This is a genomic window from Plantactinospora endophytica, assembly GCF_016862915.1.
Classification (GTDB): domain Bacteria; phylum Actinomycetota; class Actinomycetes; order Mycobacteriales; family Micromonosporaceae; genus Plantactinospora; species Plantactinospora endophytica.
This window is the reverse complement of the sequence record NZ_BONW01000010.1, coordinates 53,789-70,745: the sequence shown is the minus strand read 5'-3', so window position 1 is coordinate 70,745 and position 16,957 is coordinate 53,789. Positions and strand designations below refer to the sequence as shown.

Genomic DNA, 16,957 nt, shown 5'->3' with positions numbered 1-16,957 from the left:
GTTTGCCGTCGCCGGTCGGTCCGGGTCGGCCGGCTGCTGCCCCGACGTCCCGGGTTCAGCCACGCGGGGTCCCGAGGTAGAGGGTGCGGGTGCCGGACGGCAGTTCGAGCCGGCGGACGACGGTGCACCGCTGCCCGAGCAGTCGCTCGAACTCCTCCCGGCGGTAGTCGGGGAAGAGCCCGGCCGGCTTGTTGGCCAGCAGCCGGACCGCCATCGGGTCGTCGGGATGCACGAACTCGACCACCAGCCGGCCACCGGAGCCGGCCGCCGTCAGCGGCCCGACCAGCCAGTCGACGATCTCCGGCAGTGGGACGTTGCGCCCGATCGCGAGGTGGTGGATGACGGCGAGCGCCAGCACCGCGTCCGCGTCCGCGCGGGCCGCGAAGGAACCGCGTTCCACCCCGCGCCAGCCACCGCCCGGCGACGGATCGGCCAGATCCATCACCAGCGGCAGCACCCGGCGCTCACCGTCGGACCGCAGCCGCCGGTAGAGCTGGTCGACCACCGCCGGGTCGCTCTCCACCGCGACGACGTAGTCGGCGTGCCGGGCGGCCAGCCGCGAGTACGTGCCGTCGTTGGCGCCCAGGTCGAGTACCAGCCGGGGCCGGTCACCCTCGGCCAGCGCCTCGGTGACGAACCGCTCCTTGGCCTCCCGGTCCGCCGTCGAGTAGGTGCAGGTCTCCTGGTATCCGGACCAGTGGCTGGGCGGCGGCTGCCAGTCGAGCCGGCGCACCAGCTTGTCGAGCGCCCGGAGCGTGGCCAGCACCAGTTCCCGGGAGAAGCCGGCGTCCTTCAACTCCTCCCGGACGCTGCCGGTGCTGGCTCCGGCGTACCGGGACTGGATCGCGTCGTGCAGGTGGACGTGCTTGAGCACCCCGGCCCGGAACCGCCGGGTGCCGCCGAAGAGCCGGCGCAGCGCCGCCGCCTCGATCCCGTCGATCCGGGACCGCAGCCAGGGCTGGAAGTCCAGCCCGAGATGCGCCTGGAGCAGCAGCGGATAGAGCAGGGTCTGGCAGAACTGCCGGTAGCCGGCCCACGGCTCGCCGTCCTGGGCCGGCTCGAACGAACCGATGTCGATGAAGACCGGCTCGGCGCCCCGCCACTGGAGGTTGTACGCCGAACCGTCCTTCGTGGTGAACCCGGCCGGTACGGCGGTACGGAGGATCTCCAGGTGCAGCAGGGCGGCGTCCCGGAGCATCGCGAACGACCACTCGTACGGGTACGACACGAACGGGATGCGCTCGTGCCGGAGGACGGTGGTCCACTGCCCGGCAACGCTCGCCGGCAGCGTTTCCGGGTCGGCCAATTCGGTGCCGCAGACCTTGCCCTCGGCGAGCAGCCGGCCGAAGAAGTCCGTACCGGCGAGCGCCCGCCAGTCCTCGGCGCCCTGCGGACCGAGGCCGCGGAAGACCTGCCCGTCGGCGTGGAAGACCCGGTTCGCCGGGTCGCGGAAGGAGCCGGGATCGACTCGGGGGGCGGGAGTGGAGGCGGGAGTGGTGGTGGACGTTGCCGGGACGGGAGGTGGTGCGACCATCGGGTGTGGACCGCCCTCAGTCCTGCTTCGACGTTTGCGAGGGCTGTGCGGGCTGCTTGCGGAACCGGCTGGTCAACCTGCGCCAGTAGAGTTTCGCCGCCACCGCGACCCCGGCGACGCCGCCGACCACGGCCTGCACGATGAGGCTGCCCGATCCCGCATCCAGGTAGGCCAGACTTCTCATCTCCCGGCCACCTCCCTTTCTGTCTACCCCCGTACCCGAAAAAAGAGCGCCGTGCCCGGTCGCCTTCCCGGACGACCCGACCCGAACGCACGCAACGCGCCGACGAACCGCAACCCGCCGGCAAGGTGGCGGAAAGCGAAACGTCGGATGCCGTTAAGAACACCGTACGCCGATGATCCGCCGGCCGCACCGGCACCCGGAACACCGGGCCGGCAGGTCCGATTCGTTCAAGACGCGGGCGGAACCGGCTCCTACGCTGGCCGAATGACACCGAGACTAGACGCATTCGGCCTGGTCGTGGCCGACATGGCCCGATCTCTCGCGTTCTACCGGAAGGTGGGACTCGACATCCCGGCCGGCGCCGACACCGAGCCGCACGTGGAGTTCACCCTGCCCGGCGGGGTGCGCCTGATGTTCGACACCGTCGAGACGGTCCGCTCGTTCGAGCCGGACTGGTCGCCGCCGGGCGGCTCGCAGATGAGCCTGGCCCTCCGCTGCGCCGACCCGGCCGAGGTCGACAGCGTGTACGCCGAGATGACCGACGCCGGCTACCAGGGGCATCTCAAGCCGTGGGACACGCCCTGGGGCCAGCGGTACGCGGTGCTGCGCGACCCGGACGGCAACGGCGTCGACCTGTACGCCCCGCTGGAGTCGGCAACCGGCTAGGAAAGACGCCGGCAGCCCGACTGGAAGGGGTTCCGGTCGCCGGCTAGGAGTCGACAAGCTGCCGCAGTGGTACCCCGGCCAGGCTTCTGACCTCGCGGGACAGGTGGGCCTGGTCGGCGTACCCGGTCCGGACGGCGACCTCGGCGGCCGGCGTACCGGATCGGGCCAGGGCCAGCGCGCGGCGCATCCGCAGGATCCGGGCCAGCGTCTTTGGGCCGTACCCGAACAGCACCAGGCTGCGCCGGTGCAGTTGCCGGGCGCCGAGCCCGAGCGCGTCGGCCGCACCGGCGACGTCCCGGCCGGCGGCGAGCCCGGCGGCCAGCGGCGCGGCGATCGGGTCCGGGCCACCTCCGGCGGCGAGCCGGTCGGCGGCGGTCGACTCCAGCAGCCGGCCCGGCCGGTCGTGCAGCGCCACCCGCTCGGCCAGCGCGGCCACCTCCGGCGCCGGCCAGAGCGCGCCGAGCGGGATCCGCTGATCCCGTAGTTCGTGCGCCGGCAGCCCGAACACCGCCGGCCCGACTCCGGGCGGAAGGCGCAGACCCACGTACCGCTCGCCGGCCGGCCCGGCGGCGACCTGGGCGACCGTGTCCGGGCCGGCCACCAGCAGACCGGACCGGCTCGACCAGATCAGGTCCATGCAGCCGTCCGGCAGGACCCGGCCCGAGCCCGCGTCGGCGGTCCGGGTGACCGTCCAGACGACGGCGCCGGCCAGCTCGGACATCCGCTCCCGATACACGGCTCCCAGCGTGCCACCCGAACGGGCACGGCTGCCCGGGGCGGGCCGAGTCTGTAGCCGAGGCGACACCGCCGGCGGGCCCGGGGTGCGAGCCTGTCCGGCATGGCGACCTTCGCCGGCAAGAAGATCGAGGCGTACGTCGGGCCTCGGGAACTCGGCGCGGCCGACGACCTCGAACAGGTCGTGGTCGACTTCATCGGCGGCGCCCGGGAGAGCCTGGACATCGCCGTCCAGGAACTCGACTCGGAGCCGATCGCCCAGGCGATCCTGGACGCCCGGTTCCGGGGCGTCGACGTCCGGATGGTGCTGGAACAGGACTACCTGCGTACCGCCAAGCTGCCCCGGGTCACCGTCCGGCCCGGCGAGCCGGAGGCGGACGCCCGACACCGGATCCAGTGGGACCCGGAGCCGGGCAGCCGCAGCCTGGAGCCGAACCGGCGGATCGTCGCCGCCCTGCTGCGCTGCAATGTCGACGTCAAGGCCGACTACAACCCGGCGATCTTCCACCAGAAGTTCGTGGTCCGGGACTACCGGCTGCGGTCCGCCGGGCGGGCGGCGGTGCTCTCCGGCTCGGCGAACTTCACCGGTACCGACTGCCACCGCAATCTGAACCACGTGGTCGTCTTCCACGACACCCGGATCTGCCAGGAGTACGCCGACGAGTTCGCCCAACTCCGGCAGGGGCGGTTCGGGCGCGGCGAACACGGCCGGGTGCCGAACGCGTACAACGTCGGGGGCGTGCCGGTGCGGGTGCTGTTCGCGCCGGACCACACCCCGGAGCTGGAGATCATGAAGCAGATGCTGAAGGCGACCGGGCGGGTCGACTTCGCCATCTTCACCTTCTCCGGCTCGTCCGGGATCGACGACGCGATGATCGCGCTGGCCGCCGCCGGGCGTACCGTGACCGGGGCGGTGGACCCCGGGCAGGGCGTGCAGAAGTGGGCCGCCACCCACGACCTCGACCGGGCCAACATCGCGCTGTACGCCCCGATCCGGTCCCCCGCCTTCGGCAAGCTGCACCACAAGCTGATGGTGATCGACGACTCGGTGGTGATCGCCGGCTCGTTCAACTACACGGCGCCGGCCAACCAGTACAACGACGAGAACATCTTCGTGCTCGGCAGTCCGTACCCGGACCTGCCCCGTCGGGAGGGCGGCCCGACGAACCTCGACCGGTGTGCCGAGATCACCGCCTTCTTCCGGGCCGAGATCGAACGGATCGAACTCGCCGGCCAGCGCTTCCTCGGCCAGCGGTAGCGCCGGCCGGGCAACCCCTGGGCCGGGCAACTCGCAGCGGGGGGCTCGCCTCGCCGGGGCCGGATGAGCGTGCACCGGCTCTCCCGACGCGACGCGCGGGGATCGCCGTACGGGCCCAACTGCTGGACCGGGACCGGCCGGCGACACTGCTCGACGTCGTACGCCGGTTGACCCTGCTCGAGGTCGACGACGGCTGCGGTGACCCGGGAGATCAGGGACCTGGCCGGCTGGCTCGGCCTCGACCTGGACATGGACCTGCCGGCGGCGTAATCGGCTTGATCCGCAGCACTAGCCTTGGGCACGCGGAGAACCTCGGTCGGGTTGGGCTGTGGGCCTCCCGGCACCGGGTCGACGTTTCCCGGGCGGTCTGACCGGACGGGCGAGGCGCTGGACAGTTCCAGGAACTGCGGGTCGGAGGTCGACGTGGCACGGCAGCGGGTCGGGCAGCGCCGACCGGGTGGGCAACCCGGGCCGTACCGGGGTCCGGGTCGGAGCCGCCCGCCGACGCTCGGGGTCGACGTCGGCGGTGTGCTGGTGACCCTCGCCGGGCGGGACGAGGACACCTCGTTCTTCGGCGGCCAGCCGTTGCGCACCCCGGCGGTGCCGGGAGTCTTCGAGGCCCTGACCGCGCTCACCGCCGAACCGTTCGCCGGCCGGGTGCACCTGGTCTCCAAGGCCGGCCCGAAGGTGGCCACGAACACCCGCGCCTGGCTGGCCCACCACGACTTCTTCGCCCGGACCGGCATCCCCGCCGGCAACCTGCACTTCGTGCGGGAACGCCGGGACAAGGCTCCGGTGTGCGAGCGGCTCGGCATCACGCACTTCGTCGACGACCGGCTCGACGTACTGGCGTATCTGGAGGCGGTCCCGCACCGCTACCTGTTCGGCGGCGGTATCGACGACCGGCCGCCGGCCGGGGACGTGCCGGACTGGGCGACGGTCACCGATACCTGGCCGGACCTCGCCGTCCTGCTCCGGGAGTCGGTCCCGATCCCGGCCGGCGGTCGGTCATGACCCCGGCCACCGGCCACCCGGGGCGGTGGAGCGCAGCGGTGCCCCACCGGCACGGTCCTCGACCATCCTGATCGGAGGAACGGATGAGTTCGGAAGACCCGAGGTGGCATCTGCTCACCCTGGCCCAGGTGGAACTCCTCGCGCATTTCGCCGATCGTGGCGTCGAGCGGATCGAGTACATTGCCGCCTTTCCCAACTTCGACTACTTCACCGTCTGGCTGTGCACCGGGACCGACGCCGAACGGGAGGCATTGGGGACACCGAACCCGGCAATCGACGAGGTCCGGCAGATCCTGCGGCGCACCGGCTTCACGGCAGCCCAGTTGACCGGGCTCGACACCATCGCCCAGTCGCAGGAGACCGTCGACCGCGACTACGAGAGCAGTTGGTTCTACGCGATGCGGTGAGTTGCGTCGCCGACCGACCGCCGGCACCGAACCGTGGCGCAACCACGTCACCGCGTCGGGATCTGGTCAGACCTGGTGTTCGACGCGGTGCCGGAGGTAGTCGTCGGAGGTACGGGCGATGCGGACGGCCTCCTCGACCATCGGGCGCAGTTCCTCAGGATATCGCTCCACCCTCAGGCTCAGTCCCGGCAGGATGCACCGCCGCACGTCGAGATCGTCGTTTGCGACGAACACCTGCAACGCGGTGTCGAGCCACTCGTGCCCTGTCCGGCGCCGACGAACGGAGCCCGTCGCCGACAGCCGTTCAGAGATCGACGAGTTCGACGCTGACGGACGGAACGAGGGCTCCGGCATATCGGTTTCCTACGGTCCCGTGATCGGTCGCCGATCGGTCCTGATCGGTAGAACTGGCGGCGGCCGGCGGTGTGGGCGGAGGTGCGCACCGGCCGCAGGGTCACCTCGGCGACGAACCACGAAGGGCTTGTGATGGCAGATCAGCGCGCAGTCGGCGGCTGGAAGCGGCGTACTCTCATCCGGCGGGCCGGCCTGGTCGCCGGTGCCGCAGCGGTGCTTCCGGCGGTGGGCGCGAGCAGTTCCGCGCGGGCCGGCGGCGACCCTGACGAGTTGTTCAGGGCGGGTCGGTTCGCCGAGGCCGACCAGGGCTACGCAGGAATCCTGCGCACCGACCCGACCAACGCCCACGCGACCGCTCGGCGCGGTTACATCGCCCTGCTGTCCAACCGTTTCGGCGAGTCCGAAAGCTTCCTCGGCCGGGCGGTCGAGCTGGCCCCCGACGACCAGTTCGCCAGGCAACTGCTGGCCGACTGCTACGTGCGGCAGGACCAGTTCGCCCGCGCGGTGCCGGTGCTGCGGGCTCAGGGCAACGAGCCGTACGCGAGGCAGCTCGAGGCGGTGACGGGAACGCCGTACCAGGTGCACGGTGCGGACGCCACGCGGCTGCCGTTCGTCGCCATGGATCCGATGCCGCTGGTCGAGGCGTCGGTGAGCGGCGGCGCGCCGAAACGGTTCATGTACGACACCGGCGCAACGTCGCTGAGCCTGTCGATGGAGGCAGCCGAGGAGGCCGGCCTGCGTGCGGTCTCGACCGGCCGGGGACAGGCCGGTGGCCAGACCGTCACCATGTACTTCGGTGTGCTGGACTCGTTCCGGCTGGGCGACATCGAGCTGCGTAACTTCCCCGTCCACTGGGCGGACATCGACAAGCCCACCCAACTCGGTGACCCGCAGCCGGCCGGCGTCATCGGGACGCACATCTTCTACCACTTCCTGACAACCCTGGACTATGCGAACCAGGCGCTGGTGCTGCGCCGGAAGACCGCGACACAGCTCGACTCCTTCCGGCATGAGGCCAGCCTCGCCGGTGTCACACCCCTGCCGCTGTGGTTGGCGGGTGACCACTTCCCGTTCACCCTCGGCAGGGTCAACGGCCACGGCCCCCGGGTGGTCTGCATGGACACCGGCGGCGCGGCCGGAAACTGCCTCGCCATGACCGAGGCGACCGCGAGGCGGCTGCGGGTGCGGGTGGACTACGACCGCCCGATCGCGGTCAACCGGATCCCCGCCTATCCCTGCTATCCGGAGGAGGCGCGACTCGGCACGGGGGTCGCCAACGGCGCCTACAGCGTCGCCCGCACCAGTCCCGCCGCGTACGAGCGGCTGGGCTTCGATCCGGTCGCCAACTTCACCCACGCCTTCTTCAAGCCGTACACGATCACCTTCGACTTCTCCGGCATGCGGTTCTACCTCTCGCGTCCCGCCTGACGTGCCACCGGGCGGTGCCCGTGCCGGCCGGGCCGACGTTCTGGTCCGGGCGGCACGACCAGCACGGCGGTGGCCGGGCGTCGGTGTGGGCCATACGTGGTCCATATACGGTCGCTGGGACACTGGTCCGGTGCGAGTGCTCCTGGTCGAGGACGAGCAGCCGCTGGCCGGGTACATCGCCGCCGGGCTGCGCAGGCAGGGCTTCGTCGTCGACGTCGCCGGCGACGGCCGGACCGCGTTGGACAAGTGCGAGGTCGTCCCGTACGACGTGATGGTGTTGGACCGCGACCTTCCCGTGGTGCACGGTGACACGGTCTGTCGACGGGTGGCGGAGCGGGGCACCACCCGCATCCTCATGCTCACCGCCTCGGGAGCGGTCGAGGACCGCGTCGACGGGCTCACCCTCGGCGCCGACGACTACCTGGGCAAACCGTTCGCGTTCTCCGAACTGGTCGCCCGGGTACACACGCTGGTACGCCGCAGCGCCCCGGCCCGGCCGCCGATCCTGCACGCCGCCGACATCCGGCTCGTCCCCGCCCGGCGCGTGGCGGAGCGCGGGGGCCGGCCGCTGCACCTGACGCCGAAGGAGTTCGGCGTGCTCGCGCAACTCCTCGCCGCCGACGGTGACGTGGTGAGCGCGGAAACGCTGCTGGACAAGGTGTGGGACGAACACGCCGACCCGTTCACCAACGCGGTCCGGATCACGGTCGGCACGCTGCGCCGCAAGCTCGGCGAGCCGGCTGTCATCCATACCGTCACCGGCGCCGGTTACCGGATCGGCCCATGACGGTCCGGCTCTCCGCCCGTAGCCGGCTGGCGCTGCTGCACACCGCTATCGTGCTCGCCACCGGGGTCATGCTGACCGCGCTGACCTACGTCCTGGTACGACGCAGCCTGGCCGACCGCTGGATCCTGCTCAGGACGGACCCGTCCGCCGCGCCCACCCGGCTACCGGTGGACGTCTCTCCCGCCGTGGCCGGGCAGGTCCACGCGGAGACCCTGGCCGAACTGCTGACCCAGTCGACGGTCGCGCTCGCGGTCGTCACCGGACTGGCCACCGTGCTGGGTTGGCTGGTGGCCGGGCGGACGCTGCGACCGATCCGCAGCATCTCGGCGACCGCCCGGCGGCTCTCGGCGGAGAACCTGTCCGAGCGAGTACCGATCGCCGCCCCGGCGGACGAACTCGCCGCGCTGGCGGAGACCGTCAACGCGATGCTCGACCGCATCCAGTCGGGCATCGCCGACCGGGACCGGCTCCTGCACAGCCAACGAATGTTCGTCGCCAACGCCGCTCACGAGTTGCGGACCCCGCTGACCACCATGCGTACCGCCATCGATGTCACCCTCGACGGCCGACCCGACACCGACGAACTGCTCGCGATGGCCGCCGACATCAGTACCGCGGTCGAGCGCAGCCAGCGCACCCTCGACGGGTTGCTCACCCTCGCCCGCAGCCAGGCCGGACCCACCAGACGGTCGGCGATCGACCTCGCGCACGTCGTGGGCGAGAGCCTCGACGCGTTGCGTACGCAGGCGGAGGCTCACCGCATCACCGTGCGGACGGACCTGCACCCCGCGCCGACCAACGGGGAACCGGCCCTGCTGGACCGCATGGTCGGCAACCTCCTCGACAACGCGATCCGGCACAACCACGCCGGAGGCCACGTCAGCCTGGTTACCGGCACGACCCGGGAGCGGGCGTATCTCCAGGTGGCCAACACCGGTCCGCCGATCGCGCCGGACGAGCTGGACGAACTGTTCGAGCCCTTCGTCAGAGGCGTCGCCGCACGCACCGGCGCCGACAACGGGCTCGGGCTCGGCCTGTCCATCGTCCGCGCCATCGCCGTCGCGCACCACGGCGAGGTTTCGAACACCCCAGGCCGGACCGGCGGGGTGGAGATCAGAATCCACCTGCCGCTCGATCCGACGCGGAAGCTGTCCGAGGGCGCGGAACGGCGCTGATCCGGACCCCTCGGCCGGCGTCGCCGAGGTGGCGCCGGCACGACCGGCTAGGGCTGTCTCGTGGATATCGGTGGAGATCCACGAGACAGCCCTAGCCGCCGGGCAGCAGCCGGAAGGCGACGGTGCCGCGCCAGGTGGCGGCGACGAGTTGGTCCGGCCCGGCGAGGGCCACGCTCATGATGCCGCTGCCGAGGCGTACCGCGAGGTCGAGCCGGTCCGGGAAGCGCCACACCTTGAGGATGCCGTCCGCCCCGCCGGAGACGATCCGGGGCCGCCCCGCCAGGGTGCCGAAGGCCAGCCCGTACACGACGCCGTCGTGCGCGGCCGGGATGTGCCCCAGAACGGTGCCGGCCCGCACGTCCCAGGCCCGGATCGCGCCGTCGCCGTCGCCGGAGACCGCGATGTGGCGTCCACGGTGGACACCCACCGCCACGCACCACGCGGCGGAGGCGTGGCCGGTGAGCTGTGGCGTGAGGCGCTGGGCGGTACGCGGGTCCCAGCGCCGGATCACACCGTCGTTGCCGGCCGTGAGCAGCACCCCGCCGATGGCGGCGACGGTTGCCACCGAACCCTCGTTGGCCTGGAACGGCGCGGCCACCGGCTCGCCGGTCTCGACGTCCCAGCGGTGCACCAGACCGTCGTAGTCGCCGGCCGCCGCGACGGTACGCTCCCCGTCCTGGTACGTCGCCACCGAGTTGATCCAGGTGCCGTTCTCCCGGGTCAGGCAGACGCGCCGGTGCCGCCCGTCGGCGAGCGCCCACTCGCGTACCGTGCCGTCGCCACCGGCGGAGAGCACGACGCCGCCGGACAGCGTGGGCACCACCATCAGCTCGTTGATCCAGTCGCCGTGCCCGACGCCGCCGTCGACGCCGATCCGCAGCCCGGTGTCGGCGTCCCAGACCCTGACCGCACCGTCCTTGTGGCCGGTGGCCAGCAGCGGACGGCCGTCCCGGAACCCGACGTCCACAGTAGAGGTCGCGTACGGGTTGTCCGCCAGGCCGTCACCGCCGTCGCCGTCGTCCACCGTCCAGAACCGGACCGTGGAGTCGGCGCTCGCGGTGACCACCGCCGGAGCGTCCTGGTGTTCGAGGATCACCACGGCGGTGACGGCGCTGTCGTGCGAGAGCCGGAATCCGCCGCCCTCCTCGTCGTCGAAGCGCCCCAGCAACAGGGTGTTGTCGGAGCTGGCGGTGGCGAGCCACGGGGTGCCCCGGACGGTCGCCAGGCAGATGTCCAGGATGACGTCGTCGTGCCGACCCGACATCTCGACGGAGGACTCATCCGCCAGGTCCCAGCTACGCACGTTCCAGTCGGTACCGCCCGAGAGCACGACGTCACCGGCCGGCAGTCCCGCGCTGGCGAGGCAGGTCACCGCGCCCCGGTGACCGGGCAGCGCCGGCCCGGCCGGGGTGCCGTCGGAGAGCCGCCAGCGCCGGACGGCACCGTCCACACCGGCCGTCACGAGCACGGCGTCCTCGCCGGCACCCGTCACCGTCAGGGCGGTGACCGGCCCACCGGGTACCTCGACCACGTCGCCGGCCGGAGCACCGTCGAGCAGCCGCCACCGCCGCACGGTGCCGTCCGCGCCCGCCGAGAGGAGGCCGGTCCCGTCGCCGTCGACGGTCAGCGCGTTGACCGAACCGGTGTGGGCGGTGACCGGCAGACCGGCCGGGGTGCCGTCCAGCAGACTCCACCGCCGGATCACCCCGGTCGCGTCGCCGGAGACGATCAACCGTTCGCCGTCGGCGTCGACCACCAGCACCGCCGTCACCGGCCCGGCATGGCCGGACAGCGGCTCGTCCAGCAGGGTGCCGGCCAGGCAGTCCCAGCGCCGGACCGTGCCGTCGGCACCGCCGGTCACCGCCGTCGGCCGGTCGTCGATCTCGGTCAGCGCCAGCGCCCGCACCGCGCCGTCGTGCCGGCCCACCAGCCGGTAGCGGTGACTCGGGGTCCACCACGCCCACGGCACCGTCCACGGCTGCCGCAGGTTCAGCAGCCGGAACGCGCTGGCCAGATCGGGCTCCCGCTCGGCCTGGGCGAGCAGTTCGAGGATCGCCGCGTTGCCGCCGTACCCCTCCCAGCTCAGCCGGTGCGCGGCCTGGCCGTAGATCCGGGCCGGCCGGGCGGCGGCGTCCGTTTGGACCGTGTCCAGCACGCCGACGAGTTCGTCCGGCGCCGCCGCGACCAGGAACAGCGGGTCGGTCACCAGTTCGTCGAGCAGCCCGGCGCGGGCGGCGTGCTGGGCCAGGTACCGCCGGACGTACGGATGCGCCCGCACCCAGTCGGTACGCCCCGACCCGGCGACGGTGGGACTCCCGGCGACCAGCGACCGGGCCAGGTGCCCGTGTGCCGCCGCCGCCCGGCCCGCCGCGCGCAGGTGGTCGGCGAGCGCCTGGTGGAAGAGGCGGTACACGGACCTGCCGTCCTCGGCGGTCTCCACGACGTACGCCCCGGCGCGGGCCAGCAGCCACACCACGTCATGGTCCGTGTATACGCGCCCGGAGAGTGCGGACGCCGACCGCGCCCAGACGTCCTCCCAGGGCAGCCCCTCCCCCCAGGCGTAGGCGAGCGGGGTCAGCAGGTCGCGTACCCGCTCCTCGTCGGCACCGAAGCGTTCCAGGTACATGTCGAGGGCGTCGCCGACGGTGTCGGGGAAGCGGACCCGCCAGTCGCGCCGCCGTACGTCGACCAACTCGTCCGACTCTGCCAGGGTGCGGGCCACGATCCGCGCCACCAGGAAGTTCGGCACCGCCCGTACGGCGACGGCGGTCGCCACCTGCCGCGCGATCCGGGGCCGCGCCCGGTACGGCCCCTCGTCCGCGACGAGCAGCTTGTAGGTGTACTCCTCGACGTCGGCCACCTCGATGTAGCCGGGATCGTCCAGGTCCAGCACCCGCTTCGCCGCCCCCAGCGCCGGCAGCAGTTCGCGGCGGGTCCCGACGAGCAGCCGCAGCCCGGGTACCCGCGCCGCCGCCAACGGCGCCAGCAGTGTCCGGGCCACCTGTCGGGGATCCTCCGCCTCGTCGAGCGCGTCCACCACGATGGTCGCCCGTGGCCGGCCGGCCACGAGTTCGTTGACGAAGATCGACGGCTCCGCCGCGGGTACCCCCAGGGCTTCGCCGATCGCCGCGACCAGGTCGCGGACCGACCTGGCCCGGGCGTGCACCGCGACGTCGATGCTGCCCGCCGCCGGCACGGTCCCGTCGGACGGCACCTCGGCGGCGGGAATGCCGGCCCGGTACTCCGGATCGGCGAACGTGACGATCCGGGCCAGTACCGAGGACTTGCCGGAGCCTGGGCCACCGGTCACCACCCGCATCCGCGGATCGGCATCCGCCGCCTCCAGCCAGCCGGTCAGCTCGCGCAGCGCCCGGGTACGGCCGGTGAAGTGCCAGCCCCGCTCGGCCTCCGTCTCGATTCCCCGGGCCCGGGGTCCCCAGTGTCCGGCCAGGTCCGCGCGGCTGAGCAGCCGGCGCTGGGTGGCGATGTCCAGCCCGGGCGGCACGTCGGGCCGGTGGCGTGGATTGGGCAGCAGCGCGGCCCGCACCGCGAGCCCGTCGACGACCTGCGGCGTCTCGCCGATGCTGCGCCCCGCCCCGGCCAGCAGCGACCGGAGGTCGAGTTCCGGCTGGGTCACCGAACCGTGCCGAACGTCCCGCAACTCCGCGACGAGGGCGTGCGCCAGCGGATGCCGGGCGACCTCCTCCGGCGACCGGACGAACATCGCCGTCCAGGTCCTCGACGGTGGCCGCGCCGCCTCCGTCGGGACGGCCGGCCCGTCCTCCCCCGGCTCGCGCCAGGCGTCGACGATCAGCAGGCAGTTGGCCAGCCCGCCGCGCGAGACCGCCGAGGCGAGGTCGGCGAGCGGCACGTTCCGGGCCGGCACGCCGGCCCAGTAGACCAGCGCGTTCGTCGGCACGCCATCGTCGTCGGCCGCCGGGCCCGCGAGCCAACGCTCCAGCTCCGGTACGGCCTCCGGGCCGCTGACGCCGGCCAGGTGCGGCAGTTCGTGCCGGTATCCGAAGTCGCCGGTCAGCACCTGGACCAGCTCGGCGAGGCTCGGGGCGGGCACCGGGCCGGCCAGCACCGCCAGGAGTCGCCGGCCGGGTGGTGCCGGGGCGCCCACCTCAGGCACCGGTCCCGTGCAGCAGCCGCAGCGCGTCGTCGGCCAGCTCCGCGAAGATCCAGTCGGCCGGTACGGGACGGCGGATCTCGGCGGACCGGGCCTGCGCAATACCGGCCCGCTTGCTACGCGCGGCGGAGTTGTCGGCGATGCCGTACTGGAAGCGCAGCAGGCTCACCGCGTCGTCCGGCAGAGCCCGCAGATCCACCTGGAGCCGGCCGAGCGCCGGATGGCCGTCGACGGGGGCGGTGCCGAGCTGGGCGTACGCGTCGACGACCCGTTGCAGGGTCTGGAGGTGGAACTGCCGTCGGGTCTCTTCGGCCAGCCGCTGGTGCTCGGTCCGCAGCCGCGCCTCGGCCGCCTCCCGCTCGTCCGCGAAGCGCTGCCGCTCGTGTTGCAGCACCTGTTCGTGCCGCCGCTGTTCCTCGTGCAGTTGCTGCTGGGCGCGGCGACGGTCCTGCCGGCCGAGTGCCACCGAGACGGCGATCGCGGTGAGTGCGAAGAGCGCGGTGACCAGGGCGCCGACGCCCTCCATCCAGTCGGTGACCGTGGGAGCCTGTTCCACGGCGACCATCGCGACCGGCGGCATGGACCCGATGATAGGCATCCATGCCCGTGCGGCCAGCCGGCCGTTTCGGCAGCAGACTGTCCGCTATCCGCCAGTCGCCCTCAACCGGCCGTGTCCGCCGGTCGCCCACAGCCGGCCGCATCCGCCGGTCGTGTCCAGCCGACCGTCAGAGGTCGGGTCAGACCCTCGGGTGACCCGCTCCTACATCTTCACTGTCAGAGGTCGAGGAGTTCGACGGTGACGGTGGCGACGTCACCGACGTCGAGCCCTTCGGCCCGGCGGACGGCGCGCTTGACCGGCAGCACGAAGCAGCCGCGCGCGCTGTCCGGGAAGATGGAGGTCGACCACCCGCTGCCGCGCAGGGTGACCCGCACGCGGAGCGAGCCGAAGCCCCGGCGCCGGCCGGCGGTCAGCTCGCGGATCTCCTCGGACGCGTCGACCGGCAGGCTCACGAACGTCCAACTCTCGTCGCGACGGGCTTCCCAGATCCACAGCTCGGCCTCGAAGACGACGATCACGCCGGCCATCATCACATCCGGCACCGACAGATCGGCCGGCTACCGCATCGCCGCCGCCACGCCGGCCGCGAGCCGGGTGGTCTGGGTGCCGGCGGGTGGGCGTACCTGGGCCAGCGCGTCGAGGACGGCGGCGATGGCCGGATGGACGGGGCCGTCGCCGCGCGGACGGGTCACCGCGAAGATCCGGCGACCGGTGACCGGCCGGACCAGCGGCTCGACGTGTACCCCGGCCGGCACGTTCCGCAGCGCCATCCCGGGTACGAGTGCGGCGCCGAGCCCGGCCGCCACCAGGTCCAGGGTGAGCGCGAAGTCGATCGCCCGATGCCGGATGTCGGGCTCGAAACCGGCCAGGTGGCAGGCGTGCAGGGTGGACCGGCCGCACGGGGTGTACGCGGCACTGGCCACCCAGGGCACGTCGGCGAGGTCGCCGAGCCGCCCGGTGTGCCGACCCCAGCCGGACGGGGTGATCAGGTGCATCGGGTCGGTGGCGATCGGGTGCCGGTCCAGTTCGGCGGTGGCGATCCCGGGCACGTGGTCGTACTCCTGGAGGACCGCGATGTCGAGTACGGCCGAGCGCAGGTCCAGCCGGCTCTGCTCGTCCTCGGCCTCGCTCACCCGTACGTCGAGGTCGGGGTGCGCGGCCATCGCCCGGGCGGCGGCCGGCGCGACCAGGGCTCCGGCGGCGGACGGGAACGAGCCGACCCGGACGGTCCCGGCGACCCGCCGGTGCGCGACGGCCAGCCCGGTGACCGCCTGCTCGACGGCGCCGAGGATCCGCTCGGCGTGCACCGCGAGCACCTGCCCGGCCGACGTCAGCACCACGCCCCGGCCGGAGCGCTCGACCAGTGGATAGCCGGCCTCCCGGGCGAGCTGGGCGAGCTGCTGGGAGACCGCCGACGGGGTGACGTGCAACGCTGCGGCGGCAGCGGTCACCCCGCCGCGCAACGCCACCTCGTGCAGTACCCGCAGCCGCCGGACGTCCAGATCCATGTAGCCACGCTACAACGCTGGTTAAGAATCCTGAACTGGACCTTAACCGTGCTGGCCGGCAGCGTGGTCGGCATGAGATTTCCGCACCGCATGCAGGCGGTACTGGTCGCCGCCCTCTGGGGGATCAACTTCGTCGTCATCGAGGTCGGCCTCCGCGACCTGCCGCCGCTGGTGCTGACCGCGCTGCGGTTCGTCGCCGCCGCATTGCCGCTGGTCTTCCTGGTACCCCGCCCGACCGCCCGGTTCCGCTACGTACTCGGCTACGGGATCATCCTCGGCGTCTGCAAGTTCGGCATCCTGTTCGTCGCCATCGACGCCGGGATGCCGCCCGGACTCGCCTCGCTGGTGTTGCAGACCCAGGCGCTGGTCTCGGTGATGCTGGCCACGGCCTTCCTCGGCGAGCGCCCCGGCGGTACGCAGCTCGCCGGGGTACTCGTCGGGTCGGCCGGGATCGCCCTGCTGGCGGTCGGTGTGGGCGGGCACGCCACCGCGATCGGCTTCGCGCTCACCCTGGTCGCCGCCGTGAGCTGGGCGCTGGCGAACGTGGTGGTCCGGGCCAGCGGCGAGACCCGGCCACTGTCGCTGCTGGTCTGGTCCAGCCTGGTACCGCCGCTGCCGCTGCTCGGGCTGGCCGGGGTGGTGGACGGGCCACGGGTCGTCTTCGACGCGATCACCGGGATGTCCTGGAGCGCGGTGCTGGCGGTCGGCTACGTCGGGTACCTGTCGACGCTGGTCGGCTGGGGCATCTGGAACCGGCTGATCGGCACGTACTCGGTGGCCCGGGTCGCCCCGTTCAGCCTGCTGGTGCCGATCTTCGGGCTGGCCGCCGCCGCGCTGCTGCTCGACGAGCCGATCACGTGGACGGAGATCGTGGCCGGTGCCGTCGTACTGGTCGGGCTGGCCTTGGTGGTGCGTACTCCGGCGCCGCGAGGCGCCGACACCTCAGCCGGCGGAGCTCCAGCCCGACCGGCGTCAACGCCACTGGCTCTACCCCAGCCCGCAGACACAGATCTGAACGCGGCAGTTCCCGCCGGCATGCTCACCGACGTCGTGGGGCCACCGCGCTCGCCGAAGCAGGCGCCCTGGCGCCCACAGACGGGTCGCTCGGACGGCGAACGCGGAACAGGGAGCTGATCGTCGTCGCCTGCCCGGCCGTCGGCGACCACTGGCAGCGGGCTCGGCAGACATCTGTGTCACGAAACCGAAGGGTGCTCCG

General features: G+C 72.8%; 16 protein-coding genes. 8 read left to right on the top strand and 8 right to left on the bottom strand.

The window, feature by feature from the left end; translation table 11 throughout:
* Positions 1–55: 55 nt before the first annotated feature.
* Both Pen02_RS11465 and Pen02_RS11460 read right to left on the bottom strand, forming a co-directional pair.
* Positions 56–1,534 (bottom strand): class I SAM-dependent methyltransferase, encoded by a 1,479-nt coding sequence (locus Pen02_RS11465; protein WP_203865955.1) that lies wholly within the window; start codon positions 1,532–1,534, stop codon positions 56–58.
* A 16-nt stretch (positions 1,535–1,550) separates the two neighbouring features.
* The gene (locus tag Pen02_RS11460) at positions 1,551–1,718 is read right to left on the bottom strand and encodes a hypothetical protein (RefSeq protein WP_203865954.1); all 168 of its coding nucleotides are present in this window, start codon (positions 1,716–1,718) and stop codon (positions 1,551–1,553) included.
* A gap of 264 nt (positions 1,719–1,982) precedes the next feature.
* On the opposite strand from Pen02_RS11460, the gene Pen02_RS11455 reads away from it, so the two are divergent.
* On the top strand, positions 1,983–2,384 hold the full coding sequence (locus Pen02_RS11455) for a VOC family protein (protein ID WP_203865953.1): 402 nt from the start codon (positions 1,983–1,985) through the stop codon (positions 2,382–2,384).
* Between the two features lie 43 nt (positions 2,385–2,427).
* On the opposite strand, the gene Pen02_RS11450 is transcribed toward Pen02_RS11455, so the two are convergent.
* Entirely contained in the window at positions 2,428–3,120 is a 693-nt protein-coding gene (locus Pen02_RS11450) for a helix-turn-helix domain-containing protein (protein WP_203865952.1), read from the bottom strand.
* 102 nt (positions 3,121–3,222) lie between these two features.
* Here Pen02_RS11450 and Pen02_RS11445 point away from each other — a divergent pair, with 102 nt between their 5' ends.
* The 3 genes from Pen02_RS11445 (at position 3,223) to Pen02_RS11435 (ending at position 5,798) form a co-directional block, all read left to right on the top strand.
* Complete coding sequence (locus Pen02_RS11445; RefSeq protein WP_203865951.1) at positions 3,223–4,377, top strand: phospholipase D-like domain-containing protein; 1,155 nt, start codon at positions 3,223–3,225, stop codon at positions 4,375–4,377.
* A 423-nt stretch (positions 4,378–4,800) separates the two neighbouring features.
* The gene (locus tag Pen02_RS11440; RefSeq protein WP_203865950.1) at positions 4,801–5,391 is read left to right on the top strand and encodes a hypothetical protein; all 591 of its coding nucleotides are present in this window, start codon (positions 4,801–4,803) and stop codon (positions 5,389–5,391) included.
* Positions 5,392–5,474: 83 nt separating this feature from the next.
* Positions 5,475–5,798 (top strand): hypothetical protein, encoded by a 324-nt coding sequence (locus tag Pen02_RS11435; protein WP_203865949.1) that lies wholly within the window; start codon positions 5,475–5,477, stop codon positions 5,796–5,798.
* A 66-nt stretch (positions 5,799–5,864) separates the two neighbouring features.
* On the opposite strand, the gene Pen02_RS11430 is transcribed toward Pen02_RS11435, so the two are convergent.
* The gene (locus tag Pen02_RS11430) at positions 5,865–6,152 is read right to left on the bottom strand and encodes a hypothetical protein (RefSeq protein ID WP_203865948.1); all 288 of its coding nucleotides are present in this window, start codon (positions 6,150–6,152) and stop codon (positions 5,865–5,867) included.
* A 132-nt stretch (positions 6,153–6,284) separates the two neighbouring features.
* Here Pen02_RS11430 and Pen02_RS11425 point away from each other — a divergent pair, with 132 nt between their 5' ends.
* The 3 genes from Pen02_RS11425 to Pen02_RS11415 all read left to right on the top strand — a co-directional run bounded on the left by Pen02_RS11425 (position 6,285) and on the right by Pen02_RS11415 (position 9,542).
* Complete coding sequence (locus Pen02_RS11425) at positions 6,285–7,580, top strand: retropepsin-like aspartic protease (protein ID WP_203865947.1); 1,296 nt, start codon at positions 6,285–6,287, stop codon at positions 7,578–7,580.
* Positions 7,581–7,710: 130 nt separating this feature from the next.
* Positions 7,711–8,367, top strand: coding sequence for a response regulator transcription factor (locus Pen02_RS11420; RefSeq protein WP_203865946.1), 657 nt, complete (start codon positions 7,711–7,713; stop codon positions 8,365–8,367).
* Positions 8,364–9,542 carry a sensor histidine kinase gene (locus Pen02_RS11415; RefSeq protein WP_203865945.1) on the top strand — a complete coding sequence of 393 codons (1,179 nt, stop codon included), beginning with the start codon at positions 8,364–8,366 and terminating at the stop codon, positions 9,540–9,542. The genes Pen02_RS11420 and Pen02_RS11415 overlap by 4 nt, the downstream gene beginning before the upstream one ends.
* A 91-nt stretch (positions 9,543–9,633) precedes the next feature.
* Here the strand turns inward: Pen02_RS11415 and Pen02_RS11410 are convergent, their stop codons facing one another.
* From Pen02_RS11410 to Pen02_RS11395, 4 genes are all read right to left on the bottom strand, one after another.
* Positions 9,634–13,677 carry a hypothetical protein gene (locus Pen02_RS11410; RefSeq protein ID WP_203865944.1) on the bottom strand — a complete coding sequence of 1,348 codons (4,044 nt, stop codon included), beginning with the start codon at positions 13,675–13,677 and terminating at the stop codon, positions 9,634–9,636.
* Positions 13,670–14,254, bottom strand: coding sequence for a hypothetical protein (locus Pen02_RS11405; protein ID WP_203865943.1), 585 nt, complete (start codon positions 14,252–14,254; stop codon positions 13,670–13,672). The genes Pen02_RS11410 and Pen02_RS11405 overlap by 8 nt, the downstream gene beginning before the upstream one ends.
* A gap of 194 nt (positions 14,255–14,448) precedes the next feature.
* Complete coding sequence (locus Pen02_RS11400; protein ID WP_203866007.1) at positions 14,449–14,751, bottom strand: DUF1905 domain-containing protein; 303 nt, start codon at positions 14,749–14,751, stop codon at positions 14,449–14,451.
* A 39-nt stretch (positions 14,752–14,790) separates the two neighbouring features.
* Positions 14,791–15,741, bottom strand: coding sequence for a LysR family transcriptional regulator (locus Pen02_RS11395; RefSeq protein WP_203865942.1), 951 nt, complete (start codon positions 15,739–15,741; stop codon positions 14,791–14,793).
* A gap of 72 nt (positions 15,742–15,813) precedes the next feature.
* Between Pen02_RS11395 and Pen02_RS11390 the strand changes: the two genes are divergently transcribed.
* Positions 15,814–16,875, top strand: a complete 1,062-nt coding sequence (locus tag Pen02_RS11390) for an EamA family transporter (RefSeq protein ID WP_203865941.1) — start codon at positions 15,814–15,816, stop codon at positions 16,873–16,875.
* Positions 16,876–16,957 lie beyond the last annotated feature (82 nt).